The sequence below is a fragment of the Mesorhizobium sp. L103C119B0 genome (assembly GCF_000502235.1).
Lineage (GTDB): Bacteria > Pseudomonadota > Alphaproteobacteria > Rhizobiales > Rhizobiaceae > Mesorhizobium.
In genome coordinates this window covers 283,172-304,648 of record NZ_AYXE01000003.1, presented here as the reverse complement: position 1 = coordinate 304,648, position 21,477 = coordinate 283,172, and the positions used below count along the sequence as shown (strand labels likewise).

Below are 21,477 nucleotides of genomic sequence, written 5' to 3'. Positions count from 1 at the left end.
TCCTATCGAAGGCTGCCCAGGCTGGCATACATGCCGGTGGTGCGGAACTGCGTCGGGTTGATGCCGTAGAGCCGGCGGAAGACTTTCGAGAAATAGTTGGCGTCCTCGAAGCCGCACAGGATGGCGACCTCCTTGACCGGCAGGAAATCGGCTTTGGTTAGCAGCTTCGCCGCCCGCTGCAGCCGCTGCTGCAGCACGAACTCGGCCGGCGGAACGCCTTCGCTCTCGGCGAAGCAGCGCGAGAAATGGGCGCGGCTGAGGCCGCTGATCTGGACGAGCTCGGCCACGGGCAAGGGCTTGTCGAGATTGGCGTTGATATGATCGATGACCGGCTGCATGACGCTCTGTTTCTCAGTGAAGGCGTGCGAGCCGAAGACATCGTCGTAAAGCGCCATCGCCGCCTCATAGGCGATTGCCGAAGCAGCGCCAGGCGAAGCGCCGCCCTTGATCAGGCGCAGGCTGCAATCGGCGAGATGATCGATCGTCTCCGGCTGCAGCCGAAACACCGGGCCGGAGACGCTGAGTATGGATTTGTGGACGCGCAGCGCCTCCTCGCCATTCATCGAGATCCAGAAATATTCCCAGCGGTCGCCCTTCTCCAGCCAGTAGCGATGGTTGTGTGGCACCAGCACCAGCAGCGTGTCGTTGGCCTGCAGGCGGTAGTTGCGGTTCTCGTAGCGCAGCTGGCCGGTGCCGCTGATCGTGTGCTGCAGCACGGTGAACGGCGTCTGGCCGCGCTTGCGCCCATCCCAGTCGTAAGTCACGCCCTCGCGTACTTCATAGCCGGTGCTGGTCGGCATGGCATGCAGGCGCTGGCGGCCGCGGGGCAGCGAAATGGTGCGCATCAACTGTCCGTTGGCGATCAGATCATGCAGCACAAAATTACCCTCGAAAGCATAATCGTTCTCTGGCCGCGCCCTGGAATAACGGCATAATCCAAATCCTGAGAACGCGAAAGACCCGCGGTCGAGGAGCGGGCGGGGAGGAGAACGAGCCGGAATTCCGGCTCGAATGGCATGCGCGCCAAGGCGGGCCGCCATTCCCTTTCCTGTTGCTCCTTACCCGGCATTCGAATGCATCGAGGTGAGGTGATGAGTTTCAAAATCGCTATTATCGGCGCCGGCAGCGTCGGCTTCACCAAGAAGCTGTTCACCGATATTTTGTGCGTCCCGGAATTCAGCGACATCGAATTCGCGCTGACCGATCTCAGCGAACACAATCTGCAAATGATCAAGGCGATCCTCGACCGCATCGTCGAGGCCAACAAGCTGCCGACCAGGGTGACGGCGACGACCGACCGCCGCAAGGCGCTGGAAGGCGCGCGCTACGTCATCAGCTGCGTGCGGGTGGGCGGGCTCGAAGCCTATGCCGACGATATCCGCATTCCCTTGAAATACGGCATCGACCAGTGCGTCGGTGACACGATTTGCGCCGGGGGCATCCTCTACGGCCAGCGCAACATCCCGGTCATCCTCGACTTCTGCAAGGATATATTGGAGGTCGCCGAGCCAGGCGCCAAATTCCTCAACTATGCCAACCCGATGGCGATGAACACCTGGGCGGCGATCGAATATGGCAAGGTCGATACGGTCGGCCTCTGCCACGGTGTCCAGCACGGCGCCGAACAGATCGCCGAAGTGCTCGGCGCCAAGTCGCACAGCGAACTCGATTATGTCTGCTCCGGTATCAACCACCAGACCTGGTTCATCGATTTGCGGCTCAACGGCCGCAAGATCGGCAAGGACGAACTGGTGGCTGCCTTCGAGGCGCATCCGGTCTATTCGCAGCAGGAAAAGCTGCGCATCGACGTGCTGAAGCGCTTCGGCGTCTACTCCACCGAAAGCAACGGTCATCTCTCCGAATATCTGCCCTGGTATCGCAAGCGGCCGGACGAAATCACCCGCTGGATCGACATGTCCGATTGGATCCATGGCGAGACCGGCGGCTATCTTCGCTACTCCACGGAAACCCGCAACTGGTTCGAGACGGAATATCCGCAATTCCTCGAAGCGGCGTCGAAGCCGCTCGACGTATCGAAGCGCTCGAACGAGCATGCCAGCCATATTCTCGAAGCGCTGGAGACGAACCGCGTCTATCGCGGCCACTTCAACGTCAAGAACACCGGCATCATCACCAATCTGCCGCAGGACGCGATCATCGAATCGCCCGGTTTCGTCGATCGCTTCGGCATCAACATGGCGTCAGACATCACGCTGCCGGAAGCCTGCGCGGCCACCTGCATGGCTTCGATCAACGTTCAGCGCATGTCGGTGCATGCGGCTGTTACGGGCGACATTGACCTGCTCAAGCTCGCGGTGCTGCACGATCCGCTGGTGGGTGCGGTGTCGACGCCGGAAGAGGTCTGGCAGATGGTCGACGAGATGGTCGTCGCCCAGGCGCGTTGGCTGCCGCAATACGCCGATGCCGTGCCGGCCGCCAAGGAGCGGCTTTCGAAATCGATGGTGAAAACCCGCGACTGGGCGGGTGCGGCGCGGCGCAAAGTGCGCTCGATCGAGGAACTGCGCGCCGAAAAAACGGCCCTGAAACAGGCCGGCTGAGAATGCTGGCAGGCGGACAGCGGGAGGCCGGTTCGCCAATCAGCCGTCATGAATAGATGCGGCAGCAGCAGACGTCGAAACATCTGGGAGGAACACAATGAGGAACTTTCGTGGAATTGGCATTCTCGCCGGTCGAAGAATTGGCATTCTCGCCGGGCGAAGAATTGGCATTCTCGCCGGGCTGGCGCTGAGCGTCTCGGCATCGGCGCTTGGCAGTGCATACGCGTCCGAGCCGACCACGCCGCCGGCGCCGGCGGCGTTTCCCGCCGAGGGCAAGATCAAATACGTCGCCCGCGATTCCATCCTGGAGTTCAAGGCGCTGCCCGAATATCACGAGCCCGAGTGGGTCACCGAGAGATACGTCAAGACTGGCAAGCTGCCGCCGGTCAAGGATCGCCTGCCGAAGGAGCCGCTGGTGTTCAAGACCGGCAACATGCCGGACGGCATCGGCGTTTATGGCGACACCATGCGCCACGTCATTGGCGGCCGGCCGGAAGGCTGGAATTATGGCGCCGGCCAGACCCAAGGATGGGGCGGCATCGACATCGGCCTTTCGGAATGCCTGACGCGCACCGCGCCTTTGTTCCAAGTCGAGGCCAAGGACACCGAGCCGCTGCCCAACCTCGCCAGGAGCTGGGACTGGTCGAAGGATGGCCACACGCTGACCATGCACCTGGTCGAAGGCGCCAAATGGTCTGACGGCGTTGCCTTCAATGCCGACGATGTCATGTTCTACTGGGACGATGAGGTCGTCGACCCCAATGTCTCGCCGCTGAACGGCGCCACAGCGGAAACCTTCGGTGTCGGCACGACGCTGAAGAAGGTCGACGACTACACCGTCGAGTGGACCTTCAAGGACGCTTTCCCCAAACAGTATCTCTACGCCATGGCCTACGGCACCTTCTGCCCCGGCCCGGCGCATATCCTGAAGCCGCAGCATCCGAAGTACTCGAAGAATACCTACGAGCAGTTCAAGAACGCGTTCCCGCCGGAATATATGAACATTCCGGTGATGGGTGCCTGGGTGCCGGTGGAGTATAGGCCCGACGACATCATCGTCTTGCGCCGCAATCCCTACTACTGGAAGGTCGACGAGAAGGGCAACCAGCTGCCCTATCTCAACGAACTGCACTACAAGCTGTCGACCTGGGCCGACCGCGACGTGCAGGCGGTGGCAGGGGCCGCCGACTTCTCCAACCTCGAGCAGCCGGAGAATTTCGTCGCTTCGCTGAAGCGAGCGGCGGACAAGGACGCGCCGGCCCGGCTCGCCTTTGGCCCGCGCCTGATCGGCTACAATCTGCGCATGAACTTTTCCGCCAATGGCTGGGGCAATCCCGACGAACGCGGCCAGGCGATCCGCGAGCTCAATCGCAATGAGGACTTCCGCAAGGGCATCACCATGGCGCTCGACCGCAAGGCGCTCGGCGACTCGCTGGTCAAGGGGCCGTTCACCGCCATCTACCCCGGTGGCTTTTCCTCGGGCACCAGCTTCTATGACCGCAACTCGACCGTCTACTATCCCTTCGACATCGAGGGCGCCAAGGCGGAACTGGCCAAGGCTGGTCTCAAGGATACGGATGGCGACGGCTTCGTGAACTTCCCGGCCGGGACCGCCGGCGGCAAGAATGTCGAGATCGTGATGCTGGTCAACAATGACTACGGCACAGACAAGAGCCTCGCCGAAGGCGTCGTCGGCCAGATGGAAAAGCTTGGCATCAGGGTCGTGCTCAACGGCCTCAACGGCACCCAGCGTGATGCCTCGCAATATTCCGGCCGCTTCGACTGGCTGATCAGGCGCAACGAGCAGGAGCTGACTTCCGTCGTGCAGAATACCGTGCAACTCGCGCCCGTCGGACCCAAGACCAGCTGGGATCACCGCGCGCCCGAAAGCGGCGTGGTCGACCTGATGCCGTTCGAAAAGGAGCTTGTCGACATCGTCAACAAGTTCGTCTCCTCGTCAGACAATGACGAGCGCGCCAGCCTGATGAAGACGTTCCAGAAGATCTCGACGGAGCATGTCTACAATATCGGACTGACCGAATATCCCGGCGCCCTGATCATCAACAAGCGCTTCTCCAACATCCCGCAGGGAACGCCGATCTTCATGTTCAACTGGGCCGAGGATTCGATCGTGCGCGAACGCGTCTTCGTCGCCGCCGACAAGCAGCAGAAATACGAACTCTTTCCCGACCAGCTTCCCGGCAAGCCCGGCGACAAGGGTCCGACGAACTGAGTTTCCTCCCCTGGCTGACGCCCGGCCGCGCTGCGCGCGCGGCCGGGACGGAGTAAGGTCAGCGGCAACAGATTAGATCCAAGGAGGAGAAACGGTCCGATGCTGCGATTCCTGGCCATGCGCATAGCATCGGCGGTGCCGGTCATGGTCATCCTGAGCCTGGTCACCTTTGCCATCATCCAGGCGCCGCCGGGCGACTATGCCGACTATATCCGTTCGCAGCTCATCAACCAGGGCGGGGCGTCTTTTGCCGAAGCCGACGCGCAGGCGCAGGCCTATCGGGTCGAGCACGGCCTCGATAAACCGCTGCCCGTCCAGTACCTGAACTGGGTCGCCGGCATCATCACCCGCGGCGATTTCGGCTACAGCCTCTATTACAACAAGCCGGTCGCCGCAGTGGTCGGCGAGCGGCTGCCGCGCACGCTGCTGCTGGCATTGGTCTGCCATCTGCTGGCGTCGGTGCTCGGCATCACCTTCGGCATCTGGGCGGCGACCAGGCAATACACATGGATCGACTCGGTGCTGTCGGCCATCTCCTTCCTCGGCATGACGGTGCCGCGCTTCCTGATGGCGCTGATCATCGTCTATCTCCTGGTCTTCCAGTTCAACGTGTCGGAGATCGGCAGCTTCTTCTCGCCGCAATATGGCGGCGCGCCGTGGTCGTGGGCGAAATTCGCCGACCTCGTCAAGCATGTCTGGCCGGTGGTGGCGATCGCCACCTTCGGCGGGCTCGCCTACAATATGCGCGTCATGCGCGGCAATCTGCTCGATACGCTGAACGCGCAATATGTCGAGACGGCCAAGGCCAAGGGCCTGACCGGCAGCGCCGTCGTCATGCGCCATGCCGTGCCCAACGCACTGCACCCGCTCATCATGTATCAGGGCGTGGTGCTGCCCTACATGCTGACCGGCGAGATCGAGGCGGCGATCATCTTTGCGCTGCCGACGGTCGGGCCCGCCATCGTCGGCTCGATGGCGGTAGGCGACGTTTATGTCACGGCGACCTTCATGATGGTGCTGTCGGCAACGCTGATCGTCGGCAACATCATCGCCGACATGCTGCTCGCGCTGCTCGATCCGCGCGTACGCCAGTTCAGGGAGAGCTAGATGCTGGCGCGTGACCCATCCCCGCCGCCGCCCCCGGCTGAAGCAACCGCGATTGCGACCCCACGCGGCAATGAGAGCTATATGGCGCTGGTCTGGCGCCGGCTGAGGCGCTCCTGGACCGGCATGGCCGGGCTGATCCTTGTCGTGCTTCTGGTGCTGATGGCGCTGTTCGCCGATTTCTTCGCGCCGATGGACCCCAAGGTGACCGATGTCGCTTTCGCCCCGCCGCAAGTGATGAGTTTTCACGACAGAGACGGGAATTTCGTGCTCCAGCCGCGGGTCTATGCGCTGGCGGATTCTGCAGACCTCGACCCGGTCACCTTCCAGCCGGTCGTCGGGCCGGATTACGAGCATCCGCGCCTGCTCGGCTTCTTCGTCAAGGGCGCCGACTACCGGCTGCTTGGCCTGATCCCCGCCAACCGGCATTTCTTCGCTTCGGCCGACGGCCAGCCGGTGCATTTTCTCGGCACCGACAAATTCGGCCGCGATGTGTTGTCGCGCGCCATCCAGGGCTCGCGCGTCTCGCTGATGATCGCGCTGACGGTGGTGTTCATCATCACCGTCATCGGCACCACAGTCGGCATGGTCTCGGGCTATTTCGGCGGCCGCTTCGACGTCTGGATGCAGCGCTTTGTCGAGCTGGTGCTCGCCTTCCCGCAATTGCCGCTCTATCTTGCGCTGACGACGCTGATCCCGGTGACCGCGCCGACCAACGTCTTCCTCGCCTTCGTCATCATCGTCATGTCGGCGCTGGGCTGGGCGCAGATGTCGCGCGAGGTGCGCGGCAAGACGCTGGCGCTGGCGCGGATCGACTATGTGCGCGCTGCCATGGCGGTTGGCGCCACCGACATGCGTATCATCATGCAGCACATTTTCCCCAATGTGATGAGCCACGTCATCGTCGCCGTGACGATCGCGATCCCGACGGTGGTACTGCTCGAAGCCTTTCTCGGCTTCCTCGGCTTCGCCGTGAAACCGCCGCTGATCTCATGGGGGCTGATGCTGCAGGACACGGCTACCTATTCGGTCATCGGCACCTATCCGTGGATCCTGTCGCCGGTCGGCTTCGTGCTGATCACCGTCTTTGCCTTCAACGCGCTGGGCGACGGCCTGCGCGATGCCGTCGATCCCTATTGAGGTGGCCGGGATGACCGTAGCGCTCGCAGCCACCTTCGCACCAGCCGTCCGGCTCGACCATGCCGGCCGCCACGACCAACCCATCATCGATGCCCGCAACATCGAGGTCGCCTTCAAGGTCGAGCACGGCGTCGTCGACGCGGTGAAGGATGTCTCGTTCCAGCTCTATCGCGGGGAGACGATCGCCATCGTCGGCGAGTCCGGTTCCGGCAAGTCGGTGACGGCGCGCGCCGTCATGGGGCTCTTGTCAAAGCGGGCCACCGTGTCGCCGAAATCCACCATCGACTATTGCGGGCAGGACATACTGAAATTCCCCGAGAGCGCCCGGCGCAAGTTGCGCGGCAATCGCATCTCGATGATCTTCCAGGAGCCGATGAGCTCGCTCAACCCGATCTATACGGTCGGCAGTCAGATCGTCGAGGCGATCAGAGTGCATCGAAAGGTCAGCCGCAAGCAAGCCTGGGCGCGGGCGCTCGAGCTTTTGCGGCATGTCCAGATCCCCGAGCCGGAAGCGCGCATCAAGCAGTATCCGCACCAGATGTCGGGCGGGCAGCGCCAGCGCGTGATGATCGCCATGGCGCTCGCCAACGACCCCGATGTGCTGATCGCCGACGAGCCAACGACAGCGCTCGACGTCACGGTCCAGGCGCAGATCCTCAATTTGATCCGCAATCTGCAAAAAGAACTCAGGATGGCGGTCATCCTGATCACCCACGACCTCACCGTGGTGCGGAAATTCTCGGACTATGTCTATGTCATGCAGCATGGCGAGATGTGCGAGCACAACGTTACCGAGCGGCTGTTCGCCGACCCGCAGCATGCCTATACCAAGCGGCTGCTCGCTTCAGAGCCGCACGGCAAGCCGCAGCCGCTGCCGGAAAACAGCGGCACCATCCTCGAGGCCCGCAATATGCGCGTCTGCTTCATGCTGCGCCATGGCAGCTTCCTGAAGCCGGACTGGCGCGAGCTGGTCGCCGTCGACGATCTCGGCCTGAAGCTTTGCCGCCACGAGACACTGGGGCTGGTCGGCGAATCCGGCTCCGGCAAGACCACGTTCGGTCTCGCCTTGCTCAAGCTCACCGAGGCCAAGCGCGGCGAGGTCAGCTTCGACGGCCAGCCGATCCACGGCCTGTCGCGCGCCGGGATGCGGCCGCTGCGCTCGCGCATGCAGGTCGTTTTTCAGGATCCGTTCTCGTCGCTTAACCCGCGTATGACGATCGGCCAGATCATCGAGGAAGGGCTGGTCGTCAACAGGATCGGCGCGACACGGCGCGAGAGGGTCGGTCGGGTGCGCGACGCCCTGGTCAGCGCCGGCATGCCCGGCGATATCCTGTCGCGGTTCCCGCACGAATTTTCCGGCGGCCAGCGGCAGCGCATCGCCATTGCCCGAGCCATCGCGCTGGAGCCCGAATTCATCCTGCTCGACGAACCGACATCGGCGCTCGACCTTTCGGTGCAGGCGCAGATCATCGACCTGTTGCGCAAGCTGCAGGACGAACGCGGCCTTAGCTATCTCTTCATTTCGCACGACCTCAAGGTCGTGCGCGCGCTCTGCCACCGTGTCATCGTCATGCAGAACGGCAAGATCGTCGAACAGGGGACTGTCGACGAGGTCCTCACCCATCCCAAGACCGCCTACACCGAACGGCTCGTCAGGGCCGCCTTCGACGTGGCGTAGCAAAGTGCCGGAGGTTTAATAGTGGCAAGACATCCCAGGATCACCTTCATTGGCGCGGGTTCGACCGTGTTCATGAAGAACATTGTCGGCGACGTGCTGCAGCGCCCATCGCTGTCAGGCGCGACGATCGCGCTGATGGACATCAATCCGCAGCGGCTGGAAGAGAGCGCCATCGTCGTCAACAAGCTGATCGCGACGCTGGGCGTGAAGGCGAAGGCCGAGACCTATTCCGACCAGCGCAAGGCGCTCGCCGGTGCCGACTTCGTGGTCGTCGCCTTCCAGATCGGCGGCTTTGAGCCCTGCACCGTCACCGATTTCGAGGTGCCGAAGAAATACGGCCTGCGCCAGACCATTGCCGACACGCTCGGCGTCGGCGGCATCATGCGCGGCCTCCGGACCGTGCCGCATCTGTGGAAGATCTGCGAGGACATGCTGGCCGTCTGCCCCGACGCGATCATGCTGCAATACGTCAACCCGATGGCGATCAACACCTGGGCGATCTCAGAGAAATACCCTGAGATCAAACAGGTAGGCCTCTGCCACTCGGTGCAGGGCACGGCGATGGAACTGGCGCACGATCTCGACATTCCCTACGACGAGATACGCTACCGCTCGGCCGGCATCAACCACATGGCCTTCTACCTGAAGTTCGAGCACCGGCAGCCGGATGGCTCTTACCGCAACCTCTATCCGGACCTGGTCCGCGCCTATCGCGAAGGCAGGGCGCCGAAGCCGGGCTGGAACCCGCGCTGCCCCAACAAGGTGCGCTACGAGATGCTCACGCGGCTCGGCTATTTCGTCACCGAAAGCTCCGAGCATTTCGCCGAATACACGCCCTATTTCATCAAGGAAGGCCGCCCCGACCTGATCGACAAGTTCGGCATTCCGCTCGACGAATATCCCAAGCGCTGCATCGAACAGATCGAGCGCTGGAAGGGCCAGGCCGAGGCCTATCGCTCGGCCGACCGCATCGAGGTCGAGCAATCGAAGGAATACGCGTCCTCGATCATGAACTCGGTGTGGACCGGGGAGCCTTCGGTGATCTACGGCAATGTCCGCAACAATGGCTGCATCACCTCGCTGCCGGACAATTGCGCCGCCGAGGTGCCGTGCCTGGTCGACGGCTCCGGCATCCAGCCGACCTATATTGGCGAGCTGCCGCCGCAACTCACCGCGTTGATACGCACCAACATCAATGTGCAGGAACTGACGGTGCAGGCGCTGATGACCGAAAACCGCGAGCACATCTACCACGCGGCGATGATGGATCCGCATACGGCCGCCGAACTCGATCTCGACCAGATCTGGGCGCTGGTCGATGAGTTGCTGGCGACACATGGCGACTGGCTGCCGACCTGGGCGCGTGTGAGCGCCAAGGTCCGGGCCGCCTGAGCGCTGCTGCGGCGGTATCTACTCCACCGTCAGGCCTCCGGTGGCGCCGGCAACCGGTGGCGCAGTTCCTCGACCAGCACGCGCTCGTTCTCCGAATAGTCGATCGGAACGACGACGAGATGGACGCCACCGCCGGCAAAAGCCTGTTCAAGCGTCGATTGTATTTCTGAGACGGCGCCGACCCTGGTTCCCTTGGCGCCATAGGCCTCGGCATATCTGACGAAATCGGGATTGCCGAAGGTCATGCCGAAATCGGGGAACTGGTCGACCGCCTGCTTCCAGCGGATCATGCCGAAAGCATTGTCCTCGATGATCAGCACGACCAATTTGAGCTTCAGCCTGACGGCGGTTTCCAGTTCCTGGCTGTTCATCATGAAGCCGCCATCGCCGCAGATCGCCATGACGCGGCGGCCGGGATAGAGCATCGCGGCCGTCATCGCCGAGGGCAGGCCGGCGCCCATCGTGGCCAGGGCGTTGTCGAGCAGCAGCGTGTTGGCGACGCGCGTGCGGTAGTTGCGCGCGAACCAGATCTTGTACATGCCGTTGTCGAGCGCCAGGATGCCATCGGCCGGCATCACCGCGCGCACGTCATGCACCAGACGCTGCGGCGTGAAACGGTCTTCGGTGGCGCGGGCGGCAATGCGGCTCAAAATCCCTTCGCGCAGCGGCAGTAGCGCCTGCGCGTTGGGGATCTTGCCCTCGAGGCGGTCGGCAAGCAGCCTGAGCGAAGCGCCGATGTCGCCGACCACTTCGGTCTGCGGGAAATAGACCTGCTCGACATTGGCCGGCTGGTAACCGACATGGATCACCTTCGGTCCCTTGTCGCCCATAATGAAGGGCGGCTTCTCGATCGTGTCGTGGCCGATAGTGATGATGAGGTCGGCCTGTTCGATGGCCTCATGCACATAGTCGCGCTCGGAGAGCGCGGCGGTGCCCATGTAGAGTTCGGTGCCGCCGGGCACCGTGCCCTTGCCCATCTGCGTGGTGAAATAGGGAATGCCGGTCCTGATCACGAACTGGGCGAGGTCGGACGTCGAGCGCGGCCGCGATGCGGCGGCGCCCAGCATCGCCAGAGGACGCTGCGCCTTGATGATCATCTCGGCGGCACGGTCGAGCGCCAGCGGGCTGGCCAGCGGAAGCTCGACCGGATGCGGCGGGATCAGCGCGACATCGTCGCACTCCTCGGCCGCGATGTCTTCGGGCAGTTCCAGATGCACCGGCCCCGGACGCTCCTCCTCGGCAATCCGAAACGCTTCGCGCACCACGGCGGGAATGGTCTTCGCCGAGATGATCTGACGTGACAGCTTGGTCAACGGCTTCATCGCGGCGACGATGTCGACGATCTGGAAGCGGGCCTGGCGCGACGAGCGGATGCCCTTCTGCCCGGTGATCATGATCATCGGCATGGCGCCGAGCAGCGCATAGGCGGCACCCGTCGTCAGGTTCAGGGCGCCGGGTCCCAGCGTGGTGATGCACACACCTGGCTTGCCGGTGAGCCTGCCATGGGTGGCGGCCATGAACGCCGCCGCCTGCTCATGACGGGTGAGGATGAGCTGGATCGAGGATTTGCGGATGGATTCGACGACGTCCAGGTTTTCTTCGCCGGGAATGCCGAAGATGCGATCGACGCCCTCATTCTCGAGGGCGGCAACAAGCAGGTCAGAACCTTTGGGCACGAAGCATCTCCTGGGCAAAGCGGCGGCGAACCGCGTCGGGATATGATCAGACATAGTGCTGGCAAAGTCCTACCGCGAGGCCCGGCCGCCGCCAATATCGCTCTGCCTTACAGATCCTTCCGTTTCCTGAATTGGCCGGGCGAGACGCCGGCGTGGCGCCTGAAGGCGGTGGAGAAGGCGGCTTCCGAGCTGTAGCCGACCGCCTCGGCGACTTGGCCCAGGCTCTTGCCCTCGTGCAGCAGCCGGCTGGCCTGCCGCATGCGGCAGCCGAAGAGATAGGCCATGGGCGCTTCGCCGACGAGATCGCGAAAGCGGGCGGCAAAGGTTGCCCTGGAGAGCCCGACCGCGCGTGCCAAAGTCTCGATCGTCCAGTCGTGGCCATAGGCTTCATGCAGGGTCGCGAGCGCTCTGGCGATCGCGGGGTCCTGCAATCCCCTCAGCCAACCTGGATTGTCCATGCTTTCCAGACCGGAGCGCAAGGCGCGCGTGACGATGGCCCCAGACAGGCGAGCCATGACCACGTCGCTGCCGGGACCTTCGTCGGTCGCTTCCACCAGCAAAGCCTCGACATAGCCACGCAGCCATTTGGGCAGACGGCCATTCGATCCCCGGATGTGAACGATGCGCGGCAGGCCGGCAAGTGCCGGATGGTCGACGTCGCGAAAGGCGAAGGCGCCGCACAGGATGACGGTCTTTTCGCCTTAGCCGCCGCTGCGAATACGCCCGGCTGCGGTTTGGGTCGCCAGTTCGGCGGCGGGGACGTTCGCGCTTTTGAGCGCGCCGGGCGACCGCAGCACATGCGGATCGGCGCGCGGTGCAATGATCAGGTCGCCGGCATCGAGAGGCTCCACATCTTCCTCACCGAACACCGCCTCGCATCGCCCCTTGATGACGACGTGAATGCCGCGAAGCCCAGCATGGCTGAACGAGATCGCCCAGGGCGCGGCCAGTTCGAGGCGCCGGTACCCGGCGGCTGCGAAGTGCAATTCGCGCATGAGGGTAGCCAGGAGATCCACGCTCCGCTCCAGAAACAGACGATAGATAAATCAATCTAGACGCTGTCGAATAGCGCGCCGGCCTTACTGGACCTAGCTATGCCCGACAGGCCGCTTGTCGGCGATAACGAAACTCAGGAGTTATTCATGCCGCCAATCGAGCTTTTTGTCGCGCAGCTTTGTCCCTATGCGCACCGTGTCAGGCTCGCCCTTGCCGAGAAAGGCCTGCAGGCGACGGAAATCGAAATCGATCTGCGCAACAAGCCGGCGTGGTTCCTGAAACTCACGCGACTGGAAAGGTGCCGCTGCTGCGCCATCAGGGGCAATATGTCAGGGAGTCGGCGATCATCTGCGAATATCTCGATGATGCATTCCCCGAACGGCCGATTTTCCCCAGGGATGCTCAGGCCCGCGCTGAGGCGCGCATCTGGATCAGCTTCGCCGACACGCAGCTTTACGCCCGGACGGCAACCATGATGCACAGTTCCGACGCTATGGTTCATAAGCGGATCAAGGCCCAGCTTGCCGACGATCTGCGCTTTGTGGAACAGCATGCCTTCGCCCTGCGAGGGGCGGACGAACGGTTTTTGCTGGGCTCGGAATTCAGCGCCGCCGACATCGCCTTCTATCCCTGGTTCGAACAGCTGTGCGTGCTTGAGAAATATCTGGGCTTCGTCATGCCGACCGAATGCGAGCGCCTGCTGCGGTGGCAGGAAACGGTTGCCGCAAGGGAGGCGGTGCGGACCTGCGCAAGGTCGCCCGGCTTCTATCTGGAATCCTATGGCCGGCTTCTCGCGGCCTGAGACGAGCGGGCAAACGGAAAAAAATTCCTCACTATGGTGCTGCAAGGTCAGTCATTTGCTTCTTGCGGCAGGCGCAAGCCTGTAAATATGCGGTATGAAAGCCCGCCGCGAGAGGTGAGAGAAACATGCCCAATCCAACCGTCGTCGGGTTTTCCGGCAATTTCACCAGGCCGTCCAAGACGCGTGGTTTTGTCGACCAGGTTGTCAGGGATATTGCGCGCCAGCATGGCCTGTCGGCGAGCACCTATGACATCGAAGACCTCGGCCCGTCGCTCGGCGCTGCCAAATGGGCGCGCGATCTCGACGGCCAGGCCCGGGCAGTCTTCGACAGCGTCGTCAATGCCGATGTGCTGGTGGTGGGGTCACCGACCTACAAGGGCAGCTACACCGGCCTGTTCAAGCACTTCTTCGACCTCTTCGATCCCGCTTCCTTGCGCGGCAAGCCGGTGGTGCTGCTTGCCACCGGCGGCAACGATCGCCACGCGTTGATCGTCGAGCACCAGTTGCGGCCGTTGTTCGGCTTCTTCGAGGCGCTGACGCTGCCGACAGGGGTCTATGCCACGGACAAGGACTTTTCCGACGGCGTGCTGCGGGCCGAACCCATCCTGAAGCGCGTCGATCAGGTCGTCGGCGAGGTCGGGCTGGTGCTGGCCAATCGCTCAGCTGCCGGCGTCGCGGCCGGATAGCACGCAGATTTTTACGTCATCCGCAAATCAATACCCCGCCGGCCAGGCCTGGCGGGGTATCGCCGTGCAAAGGTTCCCGCGCTTGCGGTCATCCTGAGCGACGATGACAACGCGGCTTGGCCAACTCCGAAATCCATTTCAGACGGATTTATCGCGATAACTAGTTCCTGTCCGCCGGCTTCGAACGCATCCTTGACACGGTCTCGCGCTCGGCGCGCTTGGAGCGCAGCGGCGGCAGGCCGCGGTCGATCAGGTCCATGTCTTCCAGAACCATGTCGCCCATGCGCTTGAAGGCGATGTCGAGCGCGCCGGCGCGGTGGGCGGAGCGCAGGAAGCCGGGGATCGCACGGACAGGATGGTCCGCCGCCAGCGGCTCTTCGGGGAAGACATCGCTGGCGGCAAGGATGTGACCACTCTTCACCGCCGCCATCAAGGCCGGAAAATCGACGACGCCGGCGCGGCTGAGCAGGATGAAGGCGGCGCCCTTGCGCATGCTGGCAAAAGCATCGGTGCCGAGAAAACCCTGGTTCTCCGAGGTCACCGAAGCGACGACGAAGACGAAGTCACTGGTCGACAGCACCTCGTCGAGCGAGGCCGGTTCGACGCCATTGTCGATCAGGATCGATGGCGGCAGCCAGGGATCGAAGACCTTGGTGCGGGTGCGAAAACCCGACAGCAGTCGGTTGAGCGCACGGCCGAGATCGCCGAAGCCGATGATGCCGACATCGGCGCCGGACAGAAGCCGCGCCGTCAAATTGCCGTCACCGCCCCACAGCTCCTCGCCTTTGCGGAAGGCGAGGTCAGCATCGACGATGTTGCGGGCGAGGTTGAGCGCCATGGCGAGGCCAAGCTCGGCCACCGGCTCGGCGAAGACGAGGCCGGTGGTGACGACATGGATGCCGCGCGCAAACAGCGTCTCATAGGGCATGTTGTTGATGAGGTTGGTCTCGACATTGAAGACGCAACGCAGCGCCTCCATCTGGTCCAAGGTCTCGGTCGAGATCGGCGGCTGGCCGATAATATAGCGGGCTTCGGCAAGCACGTCGGCGGGCAAGTTCGCCACGCCCTCGGCCGTCGTCTCGACGACGCGGTAACGCGCTTTGAGGCGCGCCAGCTGCGGTGAGGTGAAGATCAGGTCGAGCGTGCGTGGTTCCGGCGCGCTGATGACCAGCGGCAGGGCCTTGTTTGGCATAACGATTCCTCCCCGGCGCGATCCGTATCGCGTATTTTGCTTTGCACTTGTGGTAGTCCCCAAAACCGCTTGCCGCCGTCCGGCGGCATGTGCTTGAGGGGTAAAATACCCACGATTAAACGATTTACAACTCCGGGAGGGGCCGCCGATCGCGTGGCTCGAGCCTTGCCGGGTTTTGATGCGGGAATCCGTTGGCTCGCCAGGCAACGGCCCTGAGGGCTCCTTTCCTTCTCCCCTGTGAGAGAAGGTGGAGTCAAAACGGATAGTGCTGCCCCGGATCCTCGATGGTCAGCCAGCGCAGGTCGGTGAACTCGGCAATCGAGGCCTTGCCGCCGAAGCGGCCGTAGCCTGAACCCTTGACGCCGCCGAACGGCATTTGCGCCTCGTCGCCGACGGTCGGGCCGTTGATGTGGCAGATACCGGCTTCGATGCGCGCGGCAACCGCCATGGCACGGCGGATGTCGCGGCTGAACACGGCTGAAGACAGGCCGTATTCGGTATCGTTGGCGACACGTACCGCTTCGTCCTCGCCCTTTACGCGGATCACCGGCTTGACCGGGCCGAAGGATTCTTCCGAATAGACGCGCATCGCCGGCGTCACGTGGTCGAGCAATGTCGCCTCGACCACGGTTCCGGTGCGCTTGCCGCCGGCCACAAGCCTGGCGCCCTTGGCGACGGCGTCGGCAACCAGTTCTTCCATCTTGTCGGCGGCTTGGTCGCTGATCAGCGAACCGAGCACGACATGGCCGCGCGGGTCACCGGCAGGCAGCTGCGCCGCGCGGGCGGCGAGCTTGGCGACGAACTCGTCGGCGACCTTTTCATCGACGACCAGGCGCTCGGTCGACATGCAGATCTGGCCCTGATGCATGTAGGCGCCGAAGGTCGCCGCATTGACCGCGGCGTCAATGTCGGCATCGTCGAGCACGACCAGCGGCGCCTTGCCGCCGAGTTCGAGCAGCGCCGGCTTCAAGTGACGGCCGGCGAGTTCGGCAATGATCCTGCCGACCTTGGTCGAGCCGGTGAAGTTGACACGTCTGACTGCAGGGTGCGCGACCAGTGCCTCGACGATTGTCGCTGCGTCCTTGGGATCATTGGTGACGACATTGATGACGCCCTTGGGCAGGCCGGCCTCGACCAGCACCTGGCCGATCAGCCGGTGTGTGCCTGGGCACATTTCGGAGGCTTTCAGCACAACCGTGTTGCCGCAGGCGATCGGCATGGCGATGGCACGGGTTCCGAGGATGACCGGTGCATTCCACGGCGGGATGCCGAGGCAGACGCCGGCCGGCTGGCGGATCGCCATGGCCAGCGTGCCGGGCTTGTCGGAGGGAATGACCTCGCCCGAAATCTGCGTCGTCATGGCGGCTGCCTCGCGCAGCATTTTGGCGGCGAGCATGACGTTGAAGCCGGCCCAGGGGCCGGTCGCGCCGGTTTCTTCCATCATCAACTTGGTGAATTCGCCGACCTTGGAGTCCATGACATCGGCCGCCTTGGACAGCAAAGCGCGGCGCTCGCCCGGACCGGTCTTCGACCACGTCTTGAAAGCGGCAGCAGCGGCTTCGACCGCGGCATTGGCGTCGGCGATGCTGGCTGCGGCAGCGCGGGTCGCCAGCTTGCCGGTGAACGGGTCCATGCGCTCGTAAGAGGCTGAGCCGGAGGCATCCCTTTTGTCGCCGTCGATCAGAAGTCCGATGTCCATTGTTCTCTCCCTCGCTCGCCGTGGAGCGTCTTTTCTATCTATTATCGACCACGATCTGATCCGAACACCGGCTCCCACTTTTCGGGATCATGGTCTAGAAGCCGAGCACCTCGGCATTGATCGATGCTTCAAGCCCACCGTCAACCGGCACATTGGCGCCGTTGACCCAGCGTGCGCCGTCCGAGCACAGGAACAGCACGACAGGCGCGATGTCGCCCGAGGTTCCGGCGCGCCCGACCCTGGCGATGTCGCTGTCGACGCGGGCGTCACCCAGCACATTGCGGAACTGTTTGAGGATCGGCGTCTCGACCGGGCCGGGGCTCACTGCATTGACGCGGATGCCGCGGCTCCTGAACAGATCCTGATGTGCGGCGCGCTGCGTCCACAACAGCAGCAGCTCCTTGGAAACGGGATAGCCTTCCTCGTTCTTCACCTGATGGTCGGCGATCATCTTCGCCACATCGGGAAAGCCTTCGATGCCGACCATCGATGCCGCGCGGTTGAGATTGGCGCGCCAGCCATAGCCGGATCGAGGCGACGTTGACCACGGCGCCGCCTTCACGAAGTCTTGGTGCGAGGCCTTCCGAGAGCGCGCGCAGGCCGTAGAAGTTGACGGCCAGTGTCGACACCGCACCGGTGTTGCCGGGGAGGCCGGCGACATTGCAGAGCGCATCGATGCGCTGCGGCAGGCGCCCGAGGAGATCGTCGACGCCGGCCTTGGATGAGATGTCAGCCTTGACGAAACTGCCGGCCGATGCTGCCGGTTCACGCATATCGACGCCGATCACGTCAGCGCCCAGTTGGCCGGCAAGTTCGGCCGTGCGAGCGCCGATACCAGAGGCGACACCGGTGATGAGGATGGTCTTGCCGAACAGCATGGTCACGCCTTTTCACTATGCGTTGCGGCCTGTTGCGGCGAAGGCGTCGCGTCACTATCGCCGGCGTTTGCCGGCAGCCTGACCCGGTAGCCGACCGGTAGCAGGCGCAGGCCAAAGCGCTCCTCCAGCGTTCCCCACACGCCGCGCGGCAGAAACAGCGAGAACAGCACCGCCGTGGCGCCGAGGCCGATCAGATACCAGACGCCGGTGCCGCCGAACCAGGTCTCGATGAGGAAGAACAGAAGCGCACCCAGAATGGCGCCCTCGAAGGTGCCGATGCCGCCGACCAGCACCATGAAGATCATGTAGGCGGTCCACTGGACGTTGAAGTAGGTTTTCGGCTGGAAGGTGATCGACGTGGCCAACCACAGCGCGCCGGCCATGCCGATGCCGAAGGCGGCGAGCACGAAGAGCAGCCGCTTGGTTCCGGTGGCGCGCACGCCGACCGATGCCGCGGCCTCCTCATTGTCCCTGATGGCGCGGATGGCCGCACCCGTGCTGCCACGCAGCAGGCTAAACAGGATGGCAAGGAGCGCCGTCATCGCGGCCAACGCCAGCCAGTAGATCGTCGCCCGCCTGGAACCGGCGTCATAGATGTTGAGCGAGATCAGCGACGTCCCGGTCTCGCCTTGCACCAGCCGGTCGAGATTGACCAGCAGATGGGTGAGCGCCGCGATCACCCACATGCCGATGGCGAACTCGCCGTTCTTCAGCTTCAGCATGAACAGCGACATTGGCCAGGCGATCGCGCCGACGATGATCGCCGAAACGAACAGCGAGGCGAACGGGTTGAGGCCGGCATCGGCCAGACGGATGGCGAAATAGGCGCCGAGGCCGAAGAACACTTGCTGTCCAACCGAAACCAGCCCGCCGAAGCCGGCCAGCGCGTTCCACATCGCTGCCAGGATCACATAGATGAACAAGGCGGTAAGGCGGTCGACGGCGCCGGCCGACAGGAAGTGCGGCGCGATGCCAAGCAGCGCGATGATGACGACGACCGCAATCGCCGAGATGCGCGAGGCGGAGGTGCCGCGCTCGATGACGGGGTCGTTTAAAACCGCGCTCATGATGCTTTCCTCGCGGGCAGGCGCAGCAGGCCGCGCAGGCCGAGGCCGGAGGTGGAGAGCCGGATGAACAGCACGATCAGGAAGGCGACATGGCCGCCGATCAGAAAACCTTGCGGATGGATCTGCGCGCCGAGCGTCTGGGCGAGCGCCAGAACGATGCCGCCGACCAGCGTGCCCCATAGCGAACCGGCGCCGCCGATCACCGCCGCCTCGAAAGCGAACAGCAATTGAGGTGCGCCGGTATAGGGATCGAAGGTGGCGCGCATGGCGAGGAAGGCGCCGGCCAGCCCAACGGTGACCATGGCGATGGCGGCGGCGAGGGCATTGGCGCGGCGCGCATCGACGCCGACGAGACCGGCCGTGTCGGGATCTTCCGACGTGGCGCGGATCGAGCGGCCAAGCCTGGTGCGGGTGAGGAACAGCTGCAGTCCGCCAAGCAATATGACGGCGGCGGCGAACATGATCACGGCAAGCTTGCCGACATAGATGCTGCCCGGCCATTCCCAGGAATCGTAGGAGAGGCTGCCGATATAGGGCGCCAGCGAACGTGTGTCGGCGCCGAACTGCTCGAACAGCGCATTGTCGATGATGATGGCGAGGCCGAACGTGGTCAGGATCGGCAGGAGCGCGCCGCCGCGGGCGCTGCGCTCGAGCAGGAAGCGCTGCAGCGCCCAGCCGATGGCCGCCATCAGCGGCAGCACGATGAGCAGGCCGACGAAGGGCGAGATATGGAATTGCGAGGCGAGCCACCACAGCGCATAGGCGGAAAACACGGCCAGGCTTCCATGTGCGAGGTTGATGATGCGCATCACCGAAAACATGAAGGAGAGGCCGCAGGCGATCAGCGCGTAGTAGCCGCCGAGCAGGATGCCCTGGACGATCTGGTTGCTCATGCCGGCACACTCCCGGCGCTTTTTCTGTGCAGACCGAAATAGGCTTTCGTCACTTCATCGCGGGACATGCCCTTGCTCGGGCCTTCCAGCGCGACGCGTCCTTCGAGCATGCAGATGACCTTGTCCGAGACCGAGAGCGCGCGATTGAGGTCCTGTTCGACCAGGATGATCGTCGTGCCGGAGCTGATCAGGCCTTGCAGCGAAGCGTATACGCGATCGACCACCAGCGGCGACAGGCCGAGCGAGACCTCGTCGAGCAGCAGCAGTTCGGGATTGCTCATCAAAGCGCGGCCGATGGCGGTGGCCTGCTGCTCGCCACCGGAGAGATGCCCGGTCTTGGCATGGCGGCGCGGCTTCAGATTGGGGAACGTGTCGAGCACTCGTTCCACGCTCCAGTCGCCGGGACGGCCGGCGGTCTTGCCAAGCAGGAGGTTCTCCTCGACCGTCATCTGCACGAACAGTTTTCGCCCTTCCGGCACCAGCGCGACGCCCATGCCGACGCGCTTATGCGAGGGAACGCCGGTGATATCGGCGCCGTCCAGGAGCACGCGGCCGGCCGTCGGCTCATGGGCGCCGGCGATCGCCCGCAGCAGCGTCGTCTTGCCGGCGCCGTTGGCGCCGACCAGCGCCAGCGTTTCGCCGCGCTCGATCGTAAAGCTCACACCGCGCACCGCCTGCAGCAGGCCGTGCCGGACAACCAGGTTCTCGATTGCGAGCAGGCTCATTTCGGGCCTCCGCCGAGATAGGCGCGCACGACTTCCGGGTCGGCCATCACCGCTTGCGGCTCGCCATCGGCGATGATCTTGCCGGCGTCCATGCAGATCAGCCGCTCTGCCACCTGCAGCAGGATGTGGACGATGTGCTCGATCCAGACGATGCCGATCTTGCGGCGGCGCAATTCCTTGATGGTATCGACAAGTTCGCTCGTCTCGCCATCGGTCAGTCCGCCGCCGATCTCGTCGAGCAGAAGCAGCGTAGGCCTTGCCGCGAGCGCGCGGGCAAGTTCCAGCCGCTTGCGGTCGAGCAGGCCGAGCGTTTCGGCGCGCCGGTTGGCCACGCCCATCATGCCGCACAGTTTCAGCGACTCCAGCGCCTCTTCATAGGCCTCGTCGCGGGCGAGACCGGCGCCATGCGACGCGGCAACAAAAACGTTCTCGAACGTGGTCATGCCGCTGAACGGCTTGGGCACCTGGTGCGTGCGCACCAGGCCGAGACGACAGCGCGCTGTAGCCGGCATCGCGGTCACATCGCCACCCTTGAAGGCGACCGTGCCGGCGCTCGGCGGGAAGGCGCCTGACAAGATGCTGAGCAGCGTCGTCTTGCCGGCGCCGTTCGGGCCGACGATGCCGACGGCCTCATCGGCATTCATGGCGAAGTCGACATCGTCGAGCACCACCAGCGCGCCGAAGCGTTTCTGGATGCCGGCAGCGCGGAGGATCGCGGCGTTTGCTGAACCGTTCACGATGCGATCCCCGTAACCGAC

Annotated in this window: 17 protein-coding genes and 2 pseudogenes; 8 read left to right on the top strand and 11 right to left on the bottom strand. The window is 63.7% G+C overall.

What is annotated here, in order from left to right:
• Positions 1–2: 2 nt before the first annotated feature.
• Positions 3–878, bottom strand: a complete 876-nt coding sequence (locus tag X728_RS160195) for an AraC family transcriptional regulator (RefSeq protein WP_023687910.1) — start codon at positions 876–878, stop codon at positions 3–5.
• 213 nt (positions 879–1,091) lie between these two features.
• Between X728_RS160195 and X728_RS160205 the strand changes: the two genes are divergently transcribed.
• From X728_RS160205 to X728_RS160230, 6 genes are all read left to right on the top strand, one after another.
• Complete coding sequence (locus X728_RS160205; RefSeq protein ID WP_023830828.1) at positions 1,092–2,558, top strand: alpha-glucosidase/alpha-galactosidase; 1,467 nt, start codon at positions 1,092–1,094, stop codon at positions 2,556–2,558.
• Between the two features lie 145 nt (positions 2,559–2,703).
• Positions 2,704–4,791: an ABC transporter substrate-binding protein gene (locus tag X728_RS160210; RefSeq protein ID WP_023830827.1), complete on the top strand. Its 2,088-nt coding sequence runs from the start codon at positions 2,704–2,706 to the stop codon at positions 4,789–4,791.
• Between the two features lie 99 nt (positions 4,792–4,890).
• A complete protein-coding gene (locus X728_RS160215) occupies positions 4,891–5,898 on the top strand; it encodes an ABC transporter permease (protein ID WP_023830826.1) in 1,008 nt (335 codons plus the stop codon).
• On the top strand, positions 5,899–7,035 hold the full coding sequence (locus X728_RS160220; protein ID WP_023687914.1) for an ABC transporter permease: 1,137 nt from the start codon (positions 5,899–5,901) through the stop codon (positions 7,033–7,035).
• Positions 7,036–7,045: 10 nt separating this feature from the next.
• Positions 7,046–8,713, top strand: coding sequence for an ABC transporter ATP-binding protein (locus X728_RS160225; RefSeq protein ID WP_023704663.1), 1,668 nt, complete (start codon positions 7,046–7,048; stop codon positions 8,711–8,713).
• 21 nt (positions 8,714–8,734) lie between these two features.
• On the top strand, positions 8,735–10,105 hold the full coding sequence (locus X728_RS160230) for an alpha-glucosidase/alpha-galactosidase (protein WP_023756329.1): 1,371 nt from the start codon (positions 8,735–8,737) through the stop codon (positions 10,103–10,105).
• 29 nt (positions 10,106–10,134) lie between these two features.
• Here X728_RS160230 and X728_RS160235 read toward each other — a convergent pair whose 3' ends face one another.
• The 3 genes and pseudogenes from X728_RS160235 to X728_RS1000000171380 all read right to left on the bottom strand — a co-directional run.
• Positions 10,135–11,781, bottom strand: coding sequence for an acetolactate synthase large subunit (locus X728_RS160235; RefSeq protein WP_023714588.1), 1,647 nt, complete (start codon positions 11,779–11,781; stop codon positions 10,135–10,137).
• 107 nt (positions 11,782–11,888) lie between these two features.
• Positions 11,889–12,239, bottom strand: coding sequence for an AraC family transcriptional regulator (locus tag X728_RS1000000170920; RefSeq protein WP_245266095.1), 351 nt, complete (start codon positions 12,237–12,239; stop codon positions 11,889–11,891).
• A gap of 21 nt (positions 12,240–12,260) precedes the next feature.
• A pseudogene (locus X728_RS1000000171380) lies at positions 12,261–12,797 on the bottom strand (cupin domain-containing protein); the annotation flags it as partial.
• Between the two features lie 248 nt (positions 12,798–13,045).
• Between X728_RS1000000171380 and X728_RS01000000166365 the strand changes: the two are divergent.
• Positions 13,046–13,579 carry a glutathione S-transferase family protein gene (locus X728_RS01000000166365; protein WP_280791135.1) on the top strand — a complete coding sequence of 178 codons (534 nt, stop codon included), beginning with the start codon at positions 13,046–13,048 and terminating at the stop codon, positions 13,577–13,579.
• 125 nt (positions 13,580–13,704) lie between these two features.
• Positions 13,705–14,265 (top strand): FMN reductase, encoded by a 561-nt coding sequence (gene msuE / locus X728_RS160240; protein WP_023685284.1) that lies wholly within the window; start codon positions 13,705–13,707, stop codon positions 14,263–14,265.
• A 160-nt stretch (positions 14,266–14,425) separates the two neighbouring features.
• Here the strand turns inward: msuE and X728_RS160245 are convergent, their stop codons facing one another.
• The 7 genes and pseudogenes from X728_RS160245 to X728_RS160270 all read right to left on the bottom strand — a co-directional run bounded on the left by X728_RS160245 (position 14,426) and on the right by X728_RS160270 (position 21,459).
• Positions 14,426–15,457 (bottom strand): hydroxyacid dehydrogenase, encoded by a 1,032-nt coding sequence (locus tag X728_RS160245; protein ID WP_023830823.1) that lies wholly within the window; start codon positions 15,455–15,457, stop codon positions 14,426–14,428.
• Between the two features lie 253 nt (positions 15,458–15,710).
• Positions 15,711–17,156 (bottom strand): aldehyde dehydrogenase, encoded by a 1,446-nt coding sequence (locus tag X728_RS160250; protein WP_023830822.1) that lies wholly within the window; start codon positions 17,154–17,156, stop codon positions 15,711–15,713.
• 94 nt (positions 17,157–17,250) lie between these two features.
• Positions 17,251–18,034: pseudogene (locus X728_RS01000000166360) on the bottom strand (coniferyl-alcohol dehydrogenase).
• A gap of 2 nt (positions 18,035–18,036) precedes the next feature.
• Positions 18,037–19,101, bottom strand: a complete 1,065-nt coding sequence (locus X728_RS160255; RefSeq protein ID WP_023830821.1) for a branched-chain amino acid ABC transporter permease — start codon at positions 19,099–19,101, stop codon at positions 18,037–18,039.
• A complete protein-coding gene (locus X728_RS160260) occupies positions 19,098–19,994 on the bottom strand; it encodes a branched-chain amino acid ABC transporter permease (RefSeq protein WP_023830820.1) in 897 nt (298 codons plus the stop codon). The genes X728_RS160255 and X728_RS160260 overlap by 4 nt, the downstream gene beginning before the upstream one ends.
• A complete protein-coding gene (locus tag X728_RS160265; protein WP_023830819.1) occupies positions 19,991–20,719 on the bottom strand; it encodes an ABC transporter ATP-binding protein in 729 nt (242 codons plus the stop codon). Before X728_RS160265 ends, X728_RS160260 begins: the two co-directional genes overlap by 4 nt.
• The gene (locus tag X728_RS160270; protein ID WP_031194904.1) at positions 20,716–21,459 is read right to left on the bottom strand and encodes an ABC transporter ATP-binding protein; all 744 of its coding nucleotides are present in this window, start codon (positions 21,457–21,459) and stop codon (positions 20,716–20,718) included. The genes X728_RS160265 and X728_RS160270 overlap by 4 nt, the downstream gene beginning before the upstream one ends.
• Between the last annotated feature and the right edge of the window lie 18 nt (positions 21,460–21,477).